This is a genomic window from Nocardioides iriomotensis, from assembly GCF_004168035.1.
GTDB classification, from domain to species: Bacteria; Actinomycetota; Actinomycetes; order Propionibacteriales; family Nocardioidaceae; genus Nocardioides_B; species Nocardioides_B iriomotensis.
Window position 1 is genome coordinate 244,467 of sequence record NZ_SDPU01000028.1, and the last position, 17,134, is coordinate 261,600.

Sequence of the window (17,134 nt, forward strand, 5' to 3'; positions counted from 1 at the left end):
TCGATCTCCTCATGGGAGCGCCGGCGTTGCGACCTCGGCCGGCCCCGCGGTCTGGGCACCGCCGGGCCGCGGCGCTCCCGGGTGCGGGATCGCGGCGAGGAGCTTGCGCGTGTAGGGGTCGCGGGCCTCGCGGATGACCTCCATCGTCGGCCCGTGCTCGACCATCTCGCCCTGGTTCAGCACCATGACCTCGTCGGCGAGCAGCCGGGCACTGAGCAGGTCGTGGGTGATGTAGAGCATCGCGATGCCGCGCTCGCGCACGAGCCGGTCGAGCAGCGCGACGATCTCGGCGCGGATCGACACGTCGAGCATCGAGATCGGCTCGTCGGCGACGAGCACCTCGGGCTCGCTCGCCAGCGCGCGGGCGATCACGACGCGCTGCCGCTGACCACCGGAGAGCTGGTGCGGCAGCTTGTCGAGGTACTGCGCGGCCGGGCTCAGCCCGACCGTCTCGAGCAGCTCGCCGGCGCGCGCCCGCGCGTCCTGCTTGCCCAGGCCGAGGTGGTTGCGCAGCGGCCGCGAGATCGCGTAGGCGACGGTGCGGGTCGGGTTCAGCGCGGAGAACGGGTCCTGGAACACCAGCTGCACGTGCCGGCGGTAGCCCCGCAGCGCGCGGCGGCCCAGCGAGCCGACGTCGGTGCTCCCGAACCTGACCGTGCCATCACTGGGACGCTCGACCCCGGTGATCATCCGGGCGATCGTGGTCTTGCCGGACCCGCTCTGCCCGACGAGCGCGGTGACCCGGCCCGGTCGCAGCGCGAACGACACGTCGTGCACGGCGCGGACGCTCGTGCTCTTCCCGCCGCGGCGCACCTTGTACGTCTTGCCGGCCCCGTCGACGACCAGCACCGGCTCGCCGTCGGCCGCCCCGCGCGGGCTGGCGTCGGCGGCGAAGACGGCGTCGAGCTGGTCGACCGGGGCGGCCTTGCGCGCGGGTACGCCGTCGGCGACCGCCCACTCGACGAGCAGGCAGCGCGCCTCGCCGCGGCCCGCGGGCAGCAGCTCGGGGTGCTCGCTCTCGCAGGCGTCGACGGCGACCGGGCAGCGCGGCGCGAAGAGGCAGCCCTCATGGCTGCGCGACAGGTCCGGCGGCCGGCCGGGGATGAACGCCACCTCGACGTGCTCGTCGCGCGGGTCGGCGTAGGAGCCCATCAGGCCGGCGGTGTACGGGTGCAGGTGGTCGTGCACGATCGCGTCAGCCGGCTGGTCCTCGACCAGCTCCCCGCCGTACATCACCAGCACGCGGTCGGCCATCTCGACGACGGTCCCGAGGTCGTGGCTGATGAACAGCACCGCGAAGCCGAGCTCCTCGCGCAGCTCGGCCAGCCGGTCGAGGATCTCGCGCTGCACGACCACGTCGAGACCGGTCGTCGGCTCGTCGAGGAGCACGAACTTCGGACGCAGCGCGAGGGCGAGGGCGAGGGCGACCCGCTGCTTCATGCCGCCGGAGAGCTCGTGCGGGTAGCGCCGGAGCACGTCGCGCGGCAGCGACACCATCTCCAGCAGCTCGCCGGCGCGCTCGTCGACGTCGAGGCCGCGGCCGGCCGCCTCCTCGTGCGCGGCGAAGCAGTCGGCGAACTGCTCGCGCACGGTGATGACCGGGTTGAGGGAGTTCATGCTCGACTGGAAGACGGTGGACAGGTCGACCCAGCGCAGCGGGCGCAGCTCGTCCTCGCTCGCCTCGGTGATGTCGCGGCCGTCGAAGACGATCCGGCCGCCGCTGATCGCCGCCGGCTTCTCCAGCAGCCGCAGTACGGCGTTGCCGAGCGTCGACTTGCCGCAGCCGGACTCGCCGAGCAGGCCGACGAACTCGCCTTCCTCGACCGAGAAGGTGACGCCGTCGACGGCACGGACCTGGGCGGAGTCGCGCGGGGAGTAGGTGACGGACAGGTCGGTGACCTCGAGCAGAGCCATGGCGCTCAGTCCTCCCGGAGGTGCGGGTTGCTCAGCGCGTCGACGCCGAAGTTGATCAGGGTGAACGACGTGATCAGGCCGGCCAGCACCACGCCCGGCGCGACCAGCCACGCCCACTGCCCGGTGAGCAGGGCGCCGCCGGCGCTGGCCTGGTTGAGCATCGTGCCCCAGCTGATCGTCTGCGGGTCGCCGAGACCGAGGAACGACAGGCCCGCCTCCGCGCCGATCGCGCCGAGGGCCGAGCCCATGAAGCCGACGACGATGAGCGAGGTCATGTTGGGCGCGATCTCGTAGAAGATGATCCGCATCGTGCCGTCGCCGGAGAACTTGGCCGCGGTCACGTAGTCGCGGGTGCGCAGCGTGATGATCTGGGCGCGCTTGATCCGGGCGCCGAACGCCCAGCCGGTCACCGCGATCACGATGATGACGAGCCCCAGACCCTTCACCGGCGCGTAGGCGCTCAGCGTGATCATCAGCGGCAGGACCGGTACGACGAGGCCGAGGTTGATCAGGAACGACAGCACCTCGTCGACCACGCCTTGCAGGTAGCCGGCGGTGAGGCCGATGACGAGCGCGATCACTGTCGACAGCACGCCGGCCACGATGCCGACGATCAGCGACGTCCGGGCGCCGTACACGAGCTGGGAGAAGACGTCCTGGCCGCGGGCGGTGGTGCCGAGCCAGTGCGCAGCCGACGGGCCTTCGGAGAGACCGAAGTCGTCGACGCGCGGGCCGTACGGCGTGACGAGGGGCGCGGCGACGGCGACCACCACGAAGCCGGCCAGCATGACCAGCCCGAGGCGGCACTTGCCGTTGCGCCACAGGATCACGAACCAGCCGGGGACCCGGCCACTGCGGCCCGCCTCGACCGCGGCGACACCGGCGAGCTCGGTGTCCCCGGCGCCGGTGGTGGCGGCGGCGGGGACGTTGCTGGTGCTGCTCATGCCGCCTCCGTCCGGCGGACGCGCGGGTCGAGCACGCCGTACAGCAGGTCGGCGACGAAGTTCGCGACGAGCACACCGATGGTCGTGAAGAGGAACAGTGCCTGCATCAGGGGGAAGTCCTTGTTGGACACCGACTCGAGCAGGAGACGCCCGAGGCCGGGGTAGTTGAAGATCGTCTCGACGAGCACCGTGCCGCCGAGGATGCTGCCGAGCGCGATCGCGAAGCCGGTGACGTTCGGCAGGATCGCGATCCGCGCGCCGTAGGTGAGCGCGATCCGGCGCTGCGGCAGGCCCTTGGCGCGGGCCAGCCGCGCGTAGTCCTGGCCGAGCTCCTGCACCATGTTGTTGCGCATCCCGATGATCCAGCCGATCGGGCCGGTGATCAGCAGCGACAGTGCCGGCAGCACGCTGTGCTGGAAGGCGTCGGAGAAGAACAGCCAGCTCCAGCCGGGCGTGCTGCCACCGCCGTAGCCGCCGCCGTCGGGGAACCACTGCAGCGTGATCGCGAAGACGTAGATCAGGAGCAGCGCGATCCAGAAGAACGGCAGCGTGCCGACGAACGTCGAGCCGAGCGTGATGACCGAGTCGACGCGGGAGTTGCGGCGGTACGCCGCCCACGCGCCGAGCAGCGTGCCGATCACGAACGACAGGATCTGGGTGACGCCGACCAGGACCACCGTCCAGAGCGCGGCGTCCCCGATCACCTCGGTGACGGTGTAGGGGAAGTAGGTGTAGGACAGCCCGAAGTTCCCGTGGACAAGCTCGCCGAGGTAGTCCCAGTACTGCGTGAGCAGACTTCCGTCCGGCGTACCGAGCAGTCTCCGGATCGCCTCCACCTGGCGCGGGTCGACGGCCTCGGACTTCCCGGTCAAGCGGCTGACGATGGCCTCGGCGGGGTCGCCGGGCTGCAGCCGCGGGATCAGGAAGTTGAGGGTGACCGCGGCCCAGAGGGTGGCGACGAAGAAGCCGGTACGCCGGAGGAAGTAGCCCATGGGTCAGCCCTCGTCCCCGGAGTCCTCAGCCGGACGCAGGTGCATCAGCATCGGCAGGAAGTCGTTGCTGCCGGCGTACGGGTCGTCCTCGTTGGGCCAGCCCACGGCGTTCTTGGTGCTGTACTGGAACCACTTGGCGCCGTACCAGATCGGGATGTTCGGCACCTCGTCCATCATGATCTCGGCCAGCCCGGCGACGGCCTCCTGCTGCTCCGACTCGTCGGTCGCGACCTTGAGGTCGGCGAGGAGGGCGTCGGTCTCCGGGTCCTGCCACCGCGTCTCGTTGGAGAGCGCCGGCTTGCCGACCGGTGCCGTGCGGGAGCTGTCGAGCGGGTCCGCGAAGTTGCGGTACATGTCGCAGGTGCCGCCGTAGACGCCGAAGATCATGTCGTAGTTGCCGGTCTTGCGGTCCTCGTCGTGCGTGGCCGGCTGCGGCGTCTCCTGGTCCACCTCGAAGCCGAGGTCCTGCAGGTTCTCGATCAGGATGTCCGACGCGGCGACCCAGTCGAGGTACTCGCCCGGGACCTTGAAGCTGAACGAGATCGGGTTGCCGTCCTTGTCGAGACGGTTGCCGTCGGCGTCCGTCTTGTAGCCCGCGTCGGTCAGCGCCTGGTCGGCCGCCTCGGCGTCGTACGGCATCTTGCCCTCGTTCTCGAGACCCTCCGGCAGCCAGTCCTCCTGGCCGGGGATGACCAGGCCGGTCTGGCTGGCCTGCTCGACGTAGCCGAGCTGGGCCTTCTCGACGACCTCGTCGTAGTTGAAGGCGGTCGTCAGCGCACGCCGGAACTCGACGTCGTCGAACGGCTTCTCGGTCAGGTTCATGTACACGGAGATGACGCCACCGGGCGCGTACCAGTAGTGGTTGTGCTCGGGGTCGCGCTCGACGTACGTCTTCTCGATGTCGGGGACGTACATGCCCTGGGTGTCGTACTCGCCGCGGCTGAGCTTGAGCTGCTCGACCTGGCCGCCGGAGTCGACCTTGTGGAACTTGATCTCCTTGACCTTCAGGTCGTCGGCCTGCCAGTAGTCGGGGTTGCGCTCGATCGTCAGCTCGCGCGGGTTGAACGACTTGATCGTCATCGGGCCGGTGCCGACGGGGTCCTTCGCGTTCGTGAACGTCGTCGGGTCGTCGACCTGCGACCAGACGTGCTCCGGCACGATCGGGACGCCGTTGATCATCTGGAACGCCGAACCGCCGGGCTCCTTGAACGTGAACGTGACCTGGCTGTCGCCGGTCGCCTCGACGGCGTCGAGGTACTGCCAGACGCCGGCAGTGTCGAGGACGTCGTTCTCCTTGATCAGGTTGAACGTGTAGGCGACGTCCTCGTTGGTGAAGTCCTCACCGTCGTTCCACTTCACGCCGTCGCGGATGTCGAAGACGAGGGTCTTGTCGTCGGTCCAGTCGTAGCCGGTGGCCAGCCACGGGATCTCCTGGCAGGAGTAGGTCTCGACGATCATCAGCCGCTCGTAGAGGTACTCGGTGGCGCTGAGCTTGGTGGCGAGGAGGAACGGGTTGTAGTTCTCCTTCGGCATCTCGCCGCCGCCGAAGTCGCCGTAGTTCAGGACGGGGATCAGGCCGTCCTCGGTGGGAGCGGCGCTGGTGCTCTCGGTGCCGGTGCAGCCGGCGAGGGTGAGGCTTGCTGTGGTCGCGACCGCCACGAGGGCAGCACGGAACCGTCGGGGTGTCATGGGAATGACCTCCAAGGTGACCGACGCGGGGGACGGCGTCGGTGGGCGAACAGGGGGGTGACGCGCAGGCTGGGCTCTGGTCACCTCGACGGTGAGGTGGGGCCCCGAGAAACCTGTGAGGGAGCCAGGTGCAGGTCAGCCACCACCGCCGTCCCGGCAGCCGCACGAACCGCGCAGCACGATCTCGGTGGGCAGCAGGACGGCGCCTGCGGGGTCGGGCGACCGGTCGGCCAGCAGACGTGCGGTGGTCGTCGCCAGCTCACGGACGGGCTGCCGCACCGTGGTCAGGTCGGGGTTCACGAGCGAGGCCATCGGCATGTCGTCGAACCCGGTGATGGCGATGTCGTCGGGGACCTTGAGGCCCCGTCCCATCGCCCCGATCATCACGCCGAGGGCGGTCTCGTCGTTGGCACAGACCACGGCCTCGGGCGGCTCGTCGCCGTCGAGGAGCTGCTTCGCGGCGATCACGCCGTCGGACTGCTGGAGTCCCACGCGCACGGGCTCCTTCGGCGGCTTCCGCCGCGCGGTCTTGTGCGCGGCGAGAAACGCCTCCCAGCGGACGGTGACGTCGGTCGAGCCGTCGGGGTTGCCGACGAACGCCAACCGGCGGTAGCCGTGGTCGACCAGCAGGTGCCGGGTCAGACCACGCATGCTGCTGTTGTCGACGCGCACCGAGGCGTGCGCGGGTCCGGTGTCGCCGGCCATGACGACCACGCGCACCATCCCGCAGAGCTTCTCGAGCGCGGCGTCGGAGACCGTGCCGCCGTGGATGGCCATGCCGTCGACGCGGCCGGCCAGGTCGATCACGGTCGCGTCGGTGTCGTCGCGCGAGTGCGACGCCAGCACGAGCACGCTGTCGCCGGTCTCCAGCGCCTGCACCTCGAAGCCCTGGATGAGCTCGGCGAAGTAGGGGCCGGACAGACCGGGAAACACCAGGCCCAGCGCGCCGTGGCGTCGCTCGGCGAGTGCGCGACCGAAGTGGCTCGGCTTGTAGCCGTGCTCCTCGATCACCCGGAGCACCCGCTCGCGGAGCACCGGGTCGACGTGCGTCGAGCCCCGGGAGACCCGCGAGACGGTGGCAGGAGACACCCCGGCGAGCTCGGCGACCCGCCGCACGGTGATCTTGCCGTTGCTCATTCGCGTGACTCCCGTTACGTTCTAGAAACCGGTTTCCGGACCATAACCAGAGACGCAGCGACGTGGCAAGACCCTGTTTCCCGGCTGTTTCCGGGCTGCACCTGGTGGTCCCGGCGACCCCGCCCCTCTGATCTCGGACCCCAGGACCACGCGTGAGCTCTGCTTCTCCCGACCGTTCCATCCCAGCCGTCCAGACCACCCGCAGCGTGCGCCTCGAGCGCCGCCGGATCCTCGTCGACGGCCGCCCGCGCATCCTGATGGCGGGCGAGGTGCACTACTTCCGGCTGCACCGCGAGGACTGGGCGGACCGCCTCGACAAGCTGGTCGCGAGCGGCTGCGACGCGGCGGCCGTCTACATGCCGTGGCTCGTGCACGAGACCGCCGATGGCCGGATCGACCTCACCGGCGAGACCAGCCCCTACCGCGACCTCGTCGGCTTCCTGGACCTCGCCGCCGAGCGCGGCCTGCTCGTCATCGCACGGCCCGGCCCGTTCGTGATGGCCGAGCTGAAGAACGAGGGCATCCCGTTCCGGGTCTACGACGAGCACCCCGACGCCGTACCGCTGGGGTGGGACGGCGTGCCCGCGCCGTCGCGCACCCTCGACTACCTGGAACCGGGCTACCTCGCCGACGCCGAGCGCTGGTACGCCGCGATCATGCCCGTCCTGGCCGAGCGACAGGTGAGCCGCGGCGGGCCGGTCGTCGCCGTGCAGCTCGACAACGAGGTCGGCATGCTGTCGTGGGTCACCAACACCCCCGAGCTCAGCGACGGCTTCCTGACCGGCCTGGCCGAGCGGGTCGAGCAGACGGTCGGCCGCGACGCCGCGGTCACGCGGTTCGGCGCCGACCCCAAGGACCTCGACGCGTGGGTCGCCTGGTTCCGCGCCGGAGGCACCGGCGGCACCGAGGAGCAGCAGCTCGCCGTGCACCACGAGATCGGCGACTTCCACCGCGACCGCTACGCGACGTACCTGCGACGGCTGCACCACGTAGCCCGCGCGAACGGCGTCGAGGACGTGCCGTACGTGATCAACCTGCACGGCACCGGGGAGGGCCGCGGCCGCACCTTCCCGATCGGGATCAGCCAGCTGTCCCGGGCGTACGCCGGCGTCCCGCAGATGACGTCCGGGTCCGACCACTACCTCGGCGAGCTGACCGTCGAGAACGTCCCGGACCTCTACACGGTCAACACGTTCATGGGGTCGGTGCACGACGCCGACCAGCCGCTCACCTCGCTGGAGTTCGAGGCCGGGACGGGCGACTACGGCGAGGACCTCAGCCGGCTGGTCAGTCCGGAGACGACGGAGCTCAAGACCCGGCTGTGCGTGGCGCAGGGCAACCGGCTGATCAGCTACTACCTGTTCGCCGGCGGGCACAACCCACCGCTCGACAGCAAGGTCGGCGACGGCAACGACCGGATCGCGTTCACCGGCGAGCGGCACGGGTTCGCCGCACCCGTCGACCCCGAGGGCGGGCTCAACGCCACCTACGACACCGTCACCAGTGCCGTCCGCGCGGTGCACGGCGCCGAGCACCTGCTCGCCGACATGGACCCCGAGCACGACGACGTGCTGCTCGCGTACGTGCCGGACCACTACCTGACCGAGTACGCCCACCCCGCCTCGCCGCGACGCCGCCACGTCGTCGTCGAGCTCGAGCGTTTCCGCGGCATGGGCACCCGCGACATCCTGGCCCGCGCCCTGGTGCTCGGCGGCTACTCGTTCACCTCCGCCGACCTGTCCGCCGCCGACCTCGACCCGCGCGGCCCGGTCGTCGCGCTGGCCAGCCCGCCGGTGCTCGGCCGGGCGGTCCAGGAGCGGCTGGCCGGCTTCGTCCGGGCCGGGGGGCGCCTGCTGCTGCACGGCGTGCTGCCGGTGCTCGACGACGACGGCACCGCGTGCACGGTGCTGGCCGACGCCCTGGGCCTGGAGGCGGGGCGGCGGGTCGACGGCGGTCCGCACCTCTTCCCGTCCGTGCTGATCCCCGGGCAGCCCGAGGTCCGGGTCGGCGTGCTGCAGCACCTCGACGCCTCCGGCTCCACGGAGGTGACGCCGATGGCCACCGACGTGATGGACGGTTCGACCGTCGTGGCCGAGGTCGCCGCCCCCGGTGGCGGCCGTGCGGTGGTCGTCAGCTGCGACTACCCCTGCCACCTCGACGTCTGGCGCGCTCTCCTCGTCCGGCTCGGCGTCGAGCGGCGGCTGGTCACCCCCGGCAGCACGCCGGGCCTGGTGGCCGGCACGACGACGGACGCCCGCGGCCAGCGGCTGCTGCACCTGCTCAACGTCGCGCCGACGGCGCAGGACTTCGGCGTCACGATCGACGGCGCGTCCTACGCCGACGGGGCGACGGTGCACCTCCCGGCCCGCGCCGGGCTCATGCTGCCGGTCGACGTACGGCTGGACGGCGGGGTGCTCCGCTGGGCCACCACCGAGCTCGACGGCGCCGGCGACGGCTCCACCATGCTGCTCCGACGGCTCGACCGACCCGCGTCCGCGCTCGTCGAGACCGACCGCGAGGTCGACGCCGACGACGACGTGGTGGTGACCCGGACGGGCTCCGGCTGGCTGCTCACCTGGCCCGGCGGTACGGCGAGCGGCACGGTGCGCGTGCGGCTGCGCTGATGACCGACGTCGCCCTGGCGCTCGACGCGGGAGGGACCAAGCTGCTCGCCGGCCTGGTCACCCGCGACGGCACCGCCGTGCTGCGCGAGCAGGTACCCACGCCGCGCGACCACCGAGGCTGCGACCCGGACCTGCGGACGCTGGCGGCGCTCGCCGACCGGGTCCGCCACCGCGCCGAGGCGGCCGGCTTCCGGGTGGTCACGGTCGGCGCGGGCATGCCGGAGTACGTCCGTGACGGCGCCCTGACCAGCGCCGAGGTGTTCGCCTGGACGCGCCAGCCCGGCGAGGTGCTCGCCGGGCTCGGAGTCCCGGTGGCGGTGGAGTCCGACGTCCGGTGCGCCGCGCTGGCCGAGGCGCGCGTCCGTGGCGACGCCGGCTCCCTGCTCTACCTCTCCTGGGGCACCGGCCTGTCGAGCACGCTCGTGGTCGACGGCCGTTGCCTGACCGGCCGGCGCGGCGAGGCGATCGCGCTCGGCGAGTGGCCCGTCGCGGCGGCTGTCGACCCGTCCTGGCCGGGCAACCTGGAGACGTACGCCTCGGGACGCGGGATCGCCGTGCGGGGCGACGACGCCGGTGCCGCCGAGGCCGTCGCTCATGCGGTCGCCGCCCTGGTCCGGGTGCTCGACCCCGACGTCGTCGTGCTCGGCGGCGGCGTCGGCACGTCCGGCGGCCCGTTACCGGCACGGGTCCGCGACGTCGTACCCGGACTGCTGACGCGGACCTGCCCACCGCCCGTGCAGCCCGCCGTCGCGGGCGCCGACGCGGGCCTGCTCGGCGCGGCGCTCGTCGCGTGGGAGGCGGCGTGAGGTCAGGGCGTCCAGTCGTCGGGCACCGGTCGGCCCGAGCCGAGGAGGTACGACGCGGGCTCCGCGCCGCGCACCAGCACGCGCAGCTGCGTGCCGCGCGGGAGGAACGCCGCGTCGCCGGGCCGCAGGCAGGCGACGGTGTACTCCGCGGTCGCCTCGTCCTTGGCGTCGACCCACAGCTCGCCCTCGGTGACGACGAGCACCGACTCGTCCTCGAGCTTGCGCGCGTCCTCGACGTGCCCGGCCGCGACCCGGCCGATCCCGACCGTCAGGTGCTGGGTGTCGACGGTGGTGCCGACGAGGTGGGCGGGGCAGTCGGCGGCGAAGCCCCACAGCGCCGTGCTCACTCCGACCACGTGCAGCCGCGCGCCGGCCGCCCGCTCCTCCTGCGCCTCCGGCCAGCGGCGCGCCCACCGGTCGTCGCGGTAGCGCACCGCCTCGAGCATCGGCCGGGTCACGGCGTACGTCGACGCCGTGCCGCGCGAGGGCGGTGGCGCGAAGAACTCCAGCACCCGGGTCGGACCGCTGCCCGGGTTGAAGCCGTGGTGCCAGGTGTCGCGCCGGAACAGCACCTGCTCGCCCGCCTCGACGACGCGCACCTCGCCGTGCTCCGGGTCGGCGATGACGAGCGTGCCCTCGAGCACGCAGTAGGCGACGTCCGCGGCGAAGACCGTCTTGTTGCCGGGCGAGTGCCGGAACTCCCCGCCGGGGGCGAGCTCGTACTCCAGCACGTGCAGCGTGCCGGTCGAGACGTAGACCCGGTCGGTGACCAGGCCGGACCCCGCATCGCCCCAGACGTGGTGGGCGGTCTCGTCGCGACGCACCACCGTCGGGACGTCGTACGTCGGGCGGGGGGTGGCTCGCCGTGAGCCGGGTGCGGACGTCATGCCGCGGACCATACCATTGGACCGGATTGGTCTTATCCGGCCGCCGCCTGCCGGCTCCGGAAGCGGTAGCGGTCGCCGCGGTAGGCGATCACGCCGACCACGATCAGCCGGCCGCGCGGGTCGAACGCCTCCGACTCGGCGACCAGCAGCGGCGCGCCCGGCTCGGTGCCGAGCAGCCCGGCCTGGCGGGCGTCGGCGGCCCGCGCCTCGACGCTGTAGTCGGCGGTCACGGGCGGGCGCCCGACCGCGGCCAGGCGGGCGTAGAGCGACTCCCGGGACCAGTCGAGGCCGGCCAGGTCCTCGTCGAGCGCCAGTGGCAGCAGGTTGGAGTCGACGGCGACCGGCAGCCCGTCGAGGGTGCGCAGCCGCTCCAGCTCGAGCAGCGCGGCACCCGGGGCGACGCCGAAGGTCTCGGCCTCGCGCAGGGTCGCCGGCCGGACATCCACGCGCAACGGCTCCGCACCCACCTCGACGGAGTCGCCCGCCACCATGTCGTGGAAGCTCAGCAGCGAGTTGGGCGGCTCGCCGAGGTGCCCGGACGAGACGAACGTGCCCCGGCCCTGGACGGCGTGGACCAAGCCCTCCTCGGCGAGCAGGCCGAGCGCCCGCCGCACGGTCACCCGGCTGACGCCGTACTCGACGCTGAGGTCGCGCTCGGTCGGCAGCTGGTGGCCGGGCCGGAGCTCCTCGCGGGCGATCCGGCCGGCGAGGTCGTCACGGATCCGCGTCGTCAGCCGTCCACCCACGCGCCGATCGTAGCCGGACCAGATCCTGACGATCGGACCGCCGCGGCCGGTTGTCTTATGATTGGTCTGCTTGTAGCGTCTGGCGCCGTGCCCGACACCTTCCCGCTGACCGAGACCGAGGTCGCCCACTACGCCGAGCAGGGCTTCCTGGCCGTGGGGCGGCTGACGTCCGCCGCCGAGGTGGAGTCGCTGCAGGCGGTCTACGACTGGCTGTTCTCCGACGCCCCCGTCGCCGAGGACGACCGGATCGCGCTGTCCGGCGACCGGCTGCCGCAGATCCTCAATCCCGACCACTACGCGCCGGAGCTGCGCGCGACCGAGGCCTGGCGCACGGCCACCGCGATGGCCGTGCAGCTGCTCGGCCCGGAGACGGTGCCCACCGGCATGCACGCGATCCGCAAGGCACCCGGCACCGACGTCGAGACGCCCTGGCACCAGGACGAGGCCTACTGGGACCCCGCCCGCGCGCACCACGCCCTGAGCGTGTGGATGCCGCTGCAGCCGGCGACCCGGGAGAACGGCTGCATGGAGTTCCAGCCCGGCAGCCACGCCCTCCCCGTGCTCGAGCACCGGCTGATCGACGCGGCCTCGCAGGGTCTCGAGCTCGTCGACCCCTCGGCCGTGACCGACCCGGTCGCGTGCCCGCTGCCCGCCGGCGGGGCGACCTTCCACGACGCGCGGACGCTCCACTACACCGGCCCCAACCTCAGCGACGCCCCGCGGCGGGCGCTGATCTTCTCCTTCGCCTGCCCGTCGGAACCCCTCGACGAGCCGCGGGACTACCCGTGGCAGCGCAGCGATGCCCCGCCCTGCCCCACCGCCCCCGACCCGTCCACGGAAGGATCCCCGCGATGACGTTGAACATCGGCGTCCTCGGTCTCGGCAGCGTCTTCGCCGGCCCGTACTCGTCCCTGATCACCAAGCTCGCCCACGAGGGCCGGGTCCGGCTCGTGGCCGGCTACGACCCGGACGCGGGCAAGCGGCAGGCGGCCGTCGACCGCTTCGGCATGGACACCGCCTTCGAGACCCCGGCCGAGCTGGTCGCCCGCGAGGACCTCGACATCGTGCTGGTGCTCACGAGCATGAACGAGCACGGTGCGCTCGCGAAGGCGGCGCTGGAGGCCGGCAAGCACGTGCTCGTCGAGAAGCCGATGGCCACGTCGGCCGACGAGGCGGTCGAGCTGCAGCGGCTCGCCGCGACCTCCCCCGGGCACCTCGTGTGCGCCCCGCACGTCGTGCTGTCCCCGACGTACCGGCGGATGCACGAGAAGGTCCGCACCGGCGAGATCGGCGACCTCTACCTCGGCCGCGCGCGGTACGGCTGGTCCGGGCCGTGGTGGGGGAAGTGGTTCTACGAGCAGGGCGGTGGCGCGCTGTTCGACCTCGGCGTCTACAACCTGACCAGCCTCTGCGGCTTCTTCGGCTCGGTACGGCGGGTCACCGCGATGATGGGCGTCGCGATCCCCAAGCGCGAGGCCGAGGGCGAGGTCGTCTCGGTCGACGCCGAGGACAACGCGCACATCGTCCTCGACTTCGGCGCCGGCCGGTTCGCGTCCATCGCCACCGGCTTCACGATCCAGAAGTACCGCTCGCCCGCCGTGGAGCTGTACGGCTCGACCGGCACCCTGCAGCTGCTCGGCGACGACTGGGCGCCCGAGGGGTTCGAGCAGTGGTCCAACGACCGCGGCTCGTGGGAGCTGTTCGGTGAGACCGACCCGCACTGGCCGTGGACCGACGGGCTGCGGCACCTCGTGGAGTGCATCGAGAACGGCACCGAGACGGTGACCCGGCCCGAGCACGCACTGCACGCGCTCGAGGTGATGCTCGCCGCCAAGCGGTCCGCGGCCGAGGGCCGGGTGGTCGAGGTGACCAGCACCTTCCCCGACCTCGTCTACGCCCCCACGGCCGCCGACGGTGGCGCCGCCGCCCGGGCGAAGCACGACCCACGCTCGGAGTAGCCCTCCCCCTCGCAGGCCGCTCCGCTCACGACGAAGCCCCAGGATCTCGGGACCTGGGGCTTCGTCATGCCCGCGTGACGCCCTCCTGACACCACGCGATGTCAGGTGATGTCAGATGTGATGTCATAAGTGCTTGACATGACGTCACAGTGATGTCACGCTGATGCACATGGACATCACCCCGTACGTCGAGAGCCTCCGCCACGACCTGGCCGCCGCGGCCGAGGCCGGCGGCGAGGAGGCCCGGGCCGCCGCCGAGCGCCTCGCGCTGGCCCTCGACCCGGCCGTCCGGCTCGCGCTCATGGACGCGCTCAGCCAGGCCGCCGCCGAGATCACCAGCGAGCTGCCCGCCGGCACCGTCGACGTGCGGCTCAAGGGACGCGAGCCGCAGTTCGTGGTCGACGTCCCGACCATGCCGATCGCCGCTCCCACCCCGCCGGCTCCCCCGGCGCCGCCCGCCCCCGGGGACGCCGATGCCGGTGACGGTGTGGACGTCGAGGAGGACGACAGCACCGCCCGGATCACCCTCCGGATCCCCGAGTCGCTGAAGTACAAGGCCGAGGAGCTCGCCGCCAAGAGCGGGCACTCGCTCAACAGCTGGATCGTCAACGCCGTGCGCACCGCCACCCGCGACCGCGCGATCAACGTCGACGTCGACCTGTCCAGCATCCAGCACACCGTCGACCAGGCGATGAGCGCGGCGTTCCCCGGACGCCGCGGCGGCAAGAAGATGACCGGCTGGGTCTGACCCGCCCACCGCCCACCACCCCTTCCTCCCGCTCACCACCGACGGCCCGCCGGGCCGGCCGGACGGACGAGCACACCCTCGTGACCCTCGTGACCAAGGAGCCCACCGTGCAGCACACCTTCGAGACCCCCGGCCCGACCTCCCTCTTCGTCGAGATCGGCAGCGGCGACGTCGCGGTCCGCGCCGACCAGGAGAGCGGCGTGCACGTCGAGGTGCTCGGCGAGCACGCCGACGATGTCACCGTCGAGCAGCGCGGCGACCGGATCGTCGTGATCGCCCCGCAGCGCAACTCGTTCTTCGGCCGCAGCGGCGACCTCGACGTCCGGATCACCTGCCCGCACGACTCCGACCTCGCCACCCAGCTCGGCTCGGCCGACCTGGTCGCCACCGGCGTCCTCGGCGGAGTCTCCCTCAAGGCGGGCTCGGGTGACGTCGACCTCGAGGCCGCCAACGGCGACAGCCGCATCGAGACCGGCTCGGGCGACATCCAGCTCGGCCTCGTCGCCGGCGACCTGCGGGTCAAGGCCGGCTCGGGCGACGTCACCGTCCGCGAGCTCGGCGGCAGCGCCACCATCTCCACCGGCTCCGGCGACGTCGACATCGACCACGCGTCGGGCGACGTCCAGGCCAAGACCGGCTCGGGCGACCTGCACGTCCGCCGGCCCGAGGGCGACGTGGTCCTCTCCACCGCTTCCGGCGACCTCACCGTCGACGTGATGGGCGCCGGCCAGCTCGCCGCCAAGAACGTCTCCGGCGACATCCGCGTCGGCGTCGTCGGCGGGCTGCCCGTCTGGACCGACGTCACCACACTCACCGGCTCCGTCAGCTCCACGCTCGCCGGCGCGGGCCAGCCCGCCGAGGGCGACCCGTACCTCGAGCTGCACGCCAAGACCGTCTCCGGCGACATCTACCTCGAGCAGCGCTAGCCGCTGCCCCACGACCAGCGAAGGACACCGCCATGCTCGACACGCACACCCAGCTCGACACCCTGGCCGCCCAGCAGATCCGCGAGCGCGTCGCCCGCAGCCGCCAGCCGCGCCTCCCCGGCCCCCGCCGCCCGCGTGGCCGGCACGCCCTGGCCCTCCGGCTGCACCTCCTGGCCGACAAGCTCGACACCTGACCGACGCCGCCCTGGCCGGCCCTCCTACCCTTGACCGGGTGAGCTTCCACCGCTACGTCGCCCTCGGTGACTCCTTCACCGAGGGCGTCGGCGACCACGACGCCGACCGGCCGAACGGCGTACGCGGCTGGGCCGACCGGCTGGCGGAGGCCCTGGCCGTCCGCACCGCCGACCTCGGCTACGCGAACCTCGCGATCCGCGGCCGCAAGCTCGACGCGATCGTCGACGAGCAGCTCGCCCCCTCACTCGAGCTCTCCCCCGACTTGGTCACCATCTACGCCGGCGCCAACGACCTGCTCCGGCCCAAGGTCGACATCGACCGGATCCTCGGCCGCTACGACGACATGCTCGGCAAGCTCAAGGCGACCGGTGCGACGGTCGTGGTGTTCACCGGTTTCGACACGGGCTTCGCCCCGGTCTTCCGCCACCTGCGCGGCCGGGTCGGCGTCTACAACGAGATCGTCCGCGAGCTCGTCGACGCCCACGACCTCGTGCTCGTCGACTACTGGCGCCGGCGCGAGTACCGCGACTACCGGCTCTGGGACGTCGACCGCATGCACATGTCCGCCGCCGGCCACGCCCACATGGCCGGGCTGGTCCTCGACACGCTCGGCCTCCCCCACGACCTCCCGCCGGTCGTGCTGGAGCCGCTCCCCGTGATGGACCGCCGCCAGCAGCGCGAGGCCGACCTCGCCTGGGCGCGCACGCACATGGGGCCGTGGGTCAACCGCCGGCTGCGTGGCGCGAGCTCCGGCGACGGGCTCCAGCCGAAGTACCCGACGTACGTCCGCCCCGACACCCTCGCGCCGCTCGGCTGACCCGTCGGTCAGATCTCCGTGCGGTGGAAGTTGAGGTACGACCGTGACGGGGTCGGGCCGCGCTGGCCCTGGTAGCGCGAGCCGTACTTCGCCGAGCCGTAGGGGTTCTCCGACGGCGACGACAGCCGGAAGAAGCAGAGCTGGCCGATCTTCATGCCCGGCCACAGCTTGATCGGCAGCGTCGCGACGTTGCTCAGCTCCAGCGTGACGTGCCCCGAGAAACCGGGGTCGATGAACCCGGCTGTCGAGTGCGTCAGCAGGCCGAGCCGCCCCAGCGACGACTTGCCCTCCAGCCGCGCGGCGACGTCGTCCGGCAGCGTGACGACCTCGTACGTCGAGCCCAGCACGAACTCGCCCGGGTGGAGGATGAACGGCTCCTCGCCCTCCGGCTCGACCATCCGGGTCAGGTCGGGCTGGTCGGCGGCCGGGTCGATGTGCGGGTACTTGTGGTTCTCGAACACCCGGAAGAATCGGTCGAGCCTCACGTCGATGCTCGACGGCTGCACCATGTCGCGTTCGAGCGGTTCGAGCGCGACCCGTCCGGCGTCGATCTCGGCGATGATGTCGCGATCTGAGAGCAGCACAGGGAGAACCTACTAGGTCCGTCCGGAACCGGCCGGTGTCTCGGGTACTATCGCTGCGCGCTGCCGACCCCGGTCAGCAGCCAGGCGGATGTAGCTCAGTTGGTAGAGCGCGACCTTCCCAAGGTCGATGTCGCGAGTTCGAGTCTCGTCATCCGCTCCACGCGCGA

The 17,134-nt window shown here is 72.1% G+C and carries 16 protein-coding genes and 1 tRNA gene; 9 read left to right on the forward strand and 8 right to left on the reverse strand.

Features of this window, described 5'->3' with window-relative positions:
* Positions 1 to 9 precede the first annotated feature (9 nt).
* The 5 genes from ETU37_RS16290 to ETU37_RS16310 all read right to left on the reverse strand — a co-directional run bounded on the left by ETU37_RS16290 (position 10) and on the right by ETU37_RS16310 (position 6,676).
* The gene (locus tag ETU37_RS16290) at positions 10 to 1,914 is read right to left on the reverse strand and encodes an ABC transporter ATP-binding protein (protein WP_129988392.1); all 1,905 of its coding nucleotides are present in this window, start codon (positions 1,912 to 1,914) and stop codon (positions 10 to 12) included.
* Positions 1,915 to 1,919: 5 nt separating this feature from the next.
* The gene (locus ETU37_RS16295; protein ID WP_129988393.1) at positions 1,920 to 2,858 is read right to left on the reverse strand and encodes an ABC transporter permease; all 939 of its coding nucleotides are present in this window, start codon (positions 2,856 to 2,858) and stop codon (positions 1,920 to 1,922) included.
* Positions 2,855 to 3,850 carry an ABC transporter permease gene (locus ETU37_RS16300; protein ID WP_129988394.1) on the reverse strand — a complete coding sequence of 332 codons (996 nt, stop codon included), beginning with the start codon at positions 3,848 to 3,850 and terminating at the stop codon, positions 2,855 to 2,857. Before ETU37_RS16300 ends, ETU37_RS16295 begins: the two co-directional genes overlap by 4 nt.
* 3 nt (positions 3,851 to 3,853) lie before the next feature.
* On the reverse strand, positions 3,854 to 5,539 hold the full coding sequence (locus tag ETU37_RS16305) for an ABC transporter substrate-binding protein (protein ID WP_129988395.1): 1,686 nt from the start codon (positions 5,537 to 5,539) through the stop codon (positions 3,854 to 3,856).
* Positions 5,540 to 5,674: 135 nt separating this feature from the next.
* Positions 5,675 to 6,676: a LacI family DNA-binding transcriptional regulator gene (locus ETU37_RS16310; protein ID WP_129988396.1), complete on the reverse strand. Its 1,002-nt coding sequence runs from the start codon at positions 6,674 to 6,676 to the stop codon at positions 5,675 to 5,677.
* A 152-nt stretch (positions 6,677 to 6,828) separates the two neighbouring features.
* Between ETU37_RS16310 and ETU37_RS16315 the strand changes: the two genes are divergently transcribed.
* Together ETU37_RS16315 and ETU37_RS16320 are read left to right on the forward strand one after the other, a co-directional pair.
* Positions 6,829 to 9,300 carry a beta-galactosidase gene (locus ETU37_RS16315; protein ID WP_129988397.1) on the forward strand — a complete coding sequence of 824 codons (2,472 nt, stop codon included), beginning with the start codon at positions 6,829 to 6,831 and terminating at the stop codon, positions 9,298 to 9,300.
* Positions 9,300 to 10,106, forward strand: coding sequence for an ROK family protein (locus ETU37_RS16320; RefSeq protein WP_129988398.1), 807 nt, complete (start codon positions 9,300 to 9,302; stop codon positions 10,104 to 10,106). The genes ETU37_RS16315 and ETU37_RS16320 overlap by 1 nt, the downstream gene beginning before the upstream one ends.
* Positions 10,107 to 10,108: 2 nt before the next feature.
* On the opposite strand, the gene ETU37_RS16325 is transcribed toward ETU37_RS16320, so the two are convergent.
* On the reverse strand, positions 10,109 to 10,993 hold the full coding sequence (locus tag ETU37_RS16325) for a cupin domain-containing protein (protein WP_165372558.1): 885 nt from the start codon (positions 10,991 to 10,993) through the stop codon (positions 10,109 to 10,111).
* Between the two features lie 32 nt (positions 10,994 to 11,025).
* On the reverse strand, positions 11,026 to 11,739 hold the full coding sequence (locus tag ETU37_RS16330; protein ID WP_165372559.1) for a GntR family transcriptional regulator: 714 nt from the start codon (positions 11,737 to 11,739) through the stop codon (positions 11,026 to 11,028).
* An 87-nt stretch (positions 11,740 to 11,826) separates the two neighbouring features.
* Here ETU37_RS16330 and ETU37_RS16335 point away from each other — a divergent pair, with 87 nt between their 5' ends.
* The 6 genes from ETU37_RS16335 to ETU37_RS16355 all read left to right on the forward strand — a co-directional run bounded on the left by ETU37_RS16335 (position 11,827) and on the right by ETU37_RS16355 (position 16,383).
* Complete coding sequence (locus ETU37_RS16335; RefSeq protein ID WP_165372560.1) at positions 11,827 to 12,594, forward strand: phytanoyl-CoA dioxygenase family protein; 768 nt, start codon at positions 11,827 to 11,829, stop codon at positions 12,592 to 12,594.
* The gene (locus ETU37_RS16340) at positions 12,591 to 13,697 is read left to right on the forward strand and encodes a Gfo/Idh/MocA family protein (protein WP_129988402.1); all 1,107 of its coding nucleotides are present in this window, start codon (positions 12,591 to 12,593) and stop codon (positions 13,695 to 13,697) included. The genes ETU37_RS16335 and ETU37_RS16340 overlap by 4 nt, the downstream gene beginning before the upstream one ends.
* A gap of 169 nt (positions 13,698 to 13,866) precedes the next feature.
* Positions 13,867 to 14,445 carry a toxin-antitoxin system HicB family antitoxin gene (locus tag ETU37_RS16345; RefSeq protein WP_129988403.1) on the forward strand — a complete coding sequence of 193 codons (579 nt, stop codon included), beginning with the start codon at positions 13,867 to 13,869 and terminating at the stop codon, positions 14,443 to 14,445.
* Positions 14,446 to 14,525: 80 nt separating this feature from the next.
* Positions 14,526 to 15,371 carry a DUF4097 family beta strand repeat-containing protein gene (locus tag ETU37_RS16350; protein WP_165372561.1) on the forward strand — a complete coding sequence of 282 codons (846 nt, stop codon included), beginning with the start codon at positions 14,526 to 14,528 and terminating at the stop codon, positions 15,369 to 15,371.
* A 32-nt stretch (positions 15,372 to 15,403) separates the two neighbouring features.
* Positions 15,404 to 15,565: a hypothetical protein gene (locus tag ETU37_RS23295; protein ID WP_165372562.1), complete on the forward strand. Its 162-nt coding sequence runs from the start codon at positions 15,404 to 15,406 to the stop codon at positions 15,563 to 15,565.
* Between the two features lie 38 nt (positions 15,566 to 15,603).
* Positions 15,604 to 16,383 carry an SGNH/GDSL hydrolase family protein gene (locus ETU37_RS16355; RefSeq protein WP_129988405.1) on the forward strand — a complete coding sequence of 260 codons (780 nt, stop codon included), beginning with the start codon at positions 15,604 to 15,606 and terminating at the stop codon, positions 16,381 to 16,383.
* A gap of 8 nt (positions 16,384 to 16,391) precedes the next feature.
* On the opposite strand, the gene dcd is transcribed toward ETU37_RS16355, so the two are convergent.
* Positions 16,392 to 16,967, reverse strand: a complete 576-nt coding sequence (dcd, locus tag ETU37_RS16360) for a dCTP deaminase (RefSeq protein WP_129988406.1) — start codon at positions 16,965 to 16,967, stop codon at positions 16,392 to 16,394.
* Positions 16,968 to 17,051: 84 nt separating this feature from the next.
* Between dcd and ETU37_RS16365 the strand changes: the two genes are divergently transcribed.
* Positions 17,052 to 17,127, forward strand: a tRNA-Gly gene (locus ETU37_RS16365).
* The last annotated feature ends 7 nt before the right edge of the window (positions 17,128 to 17,134 follow it).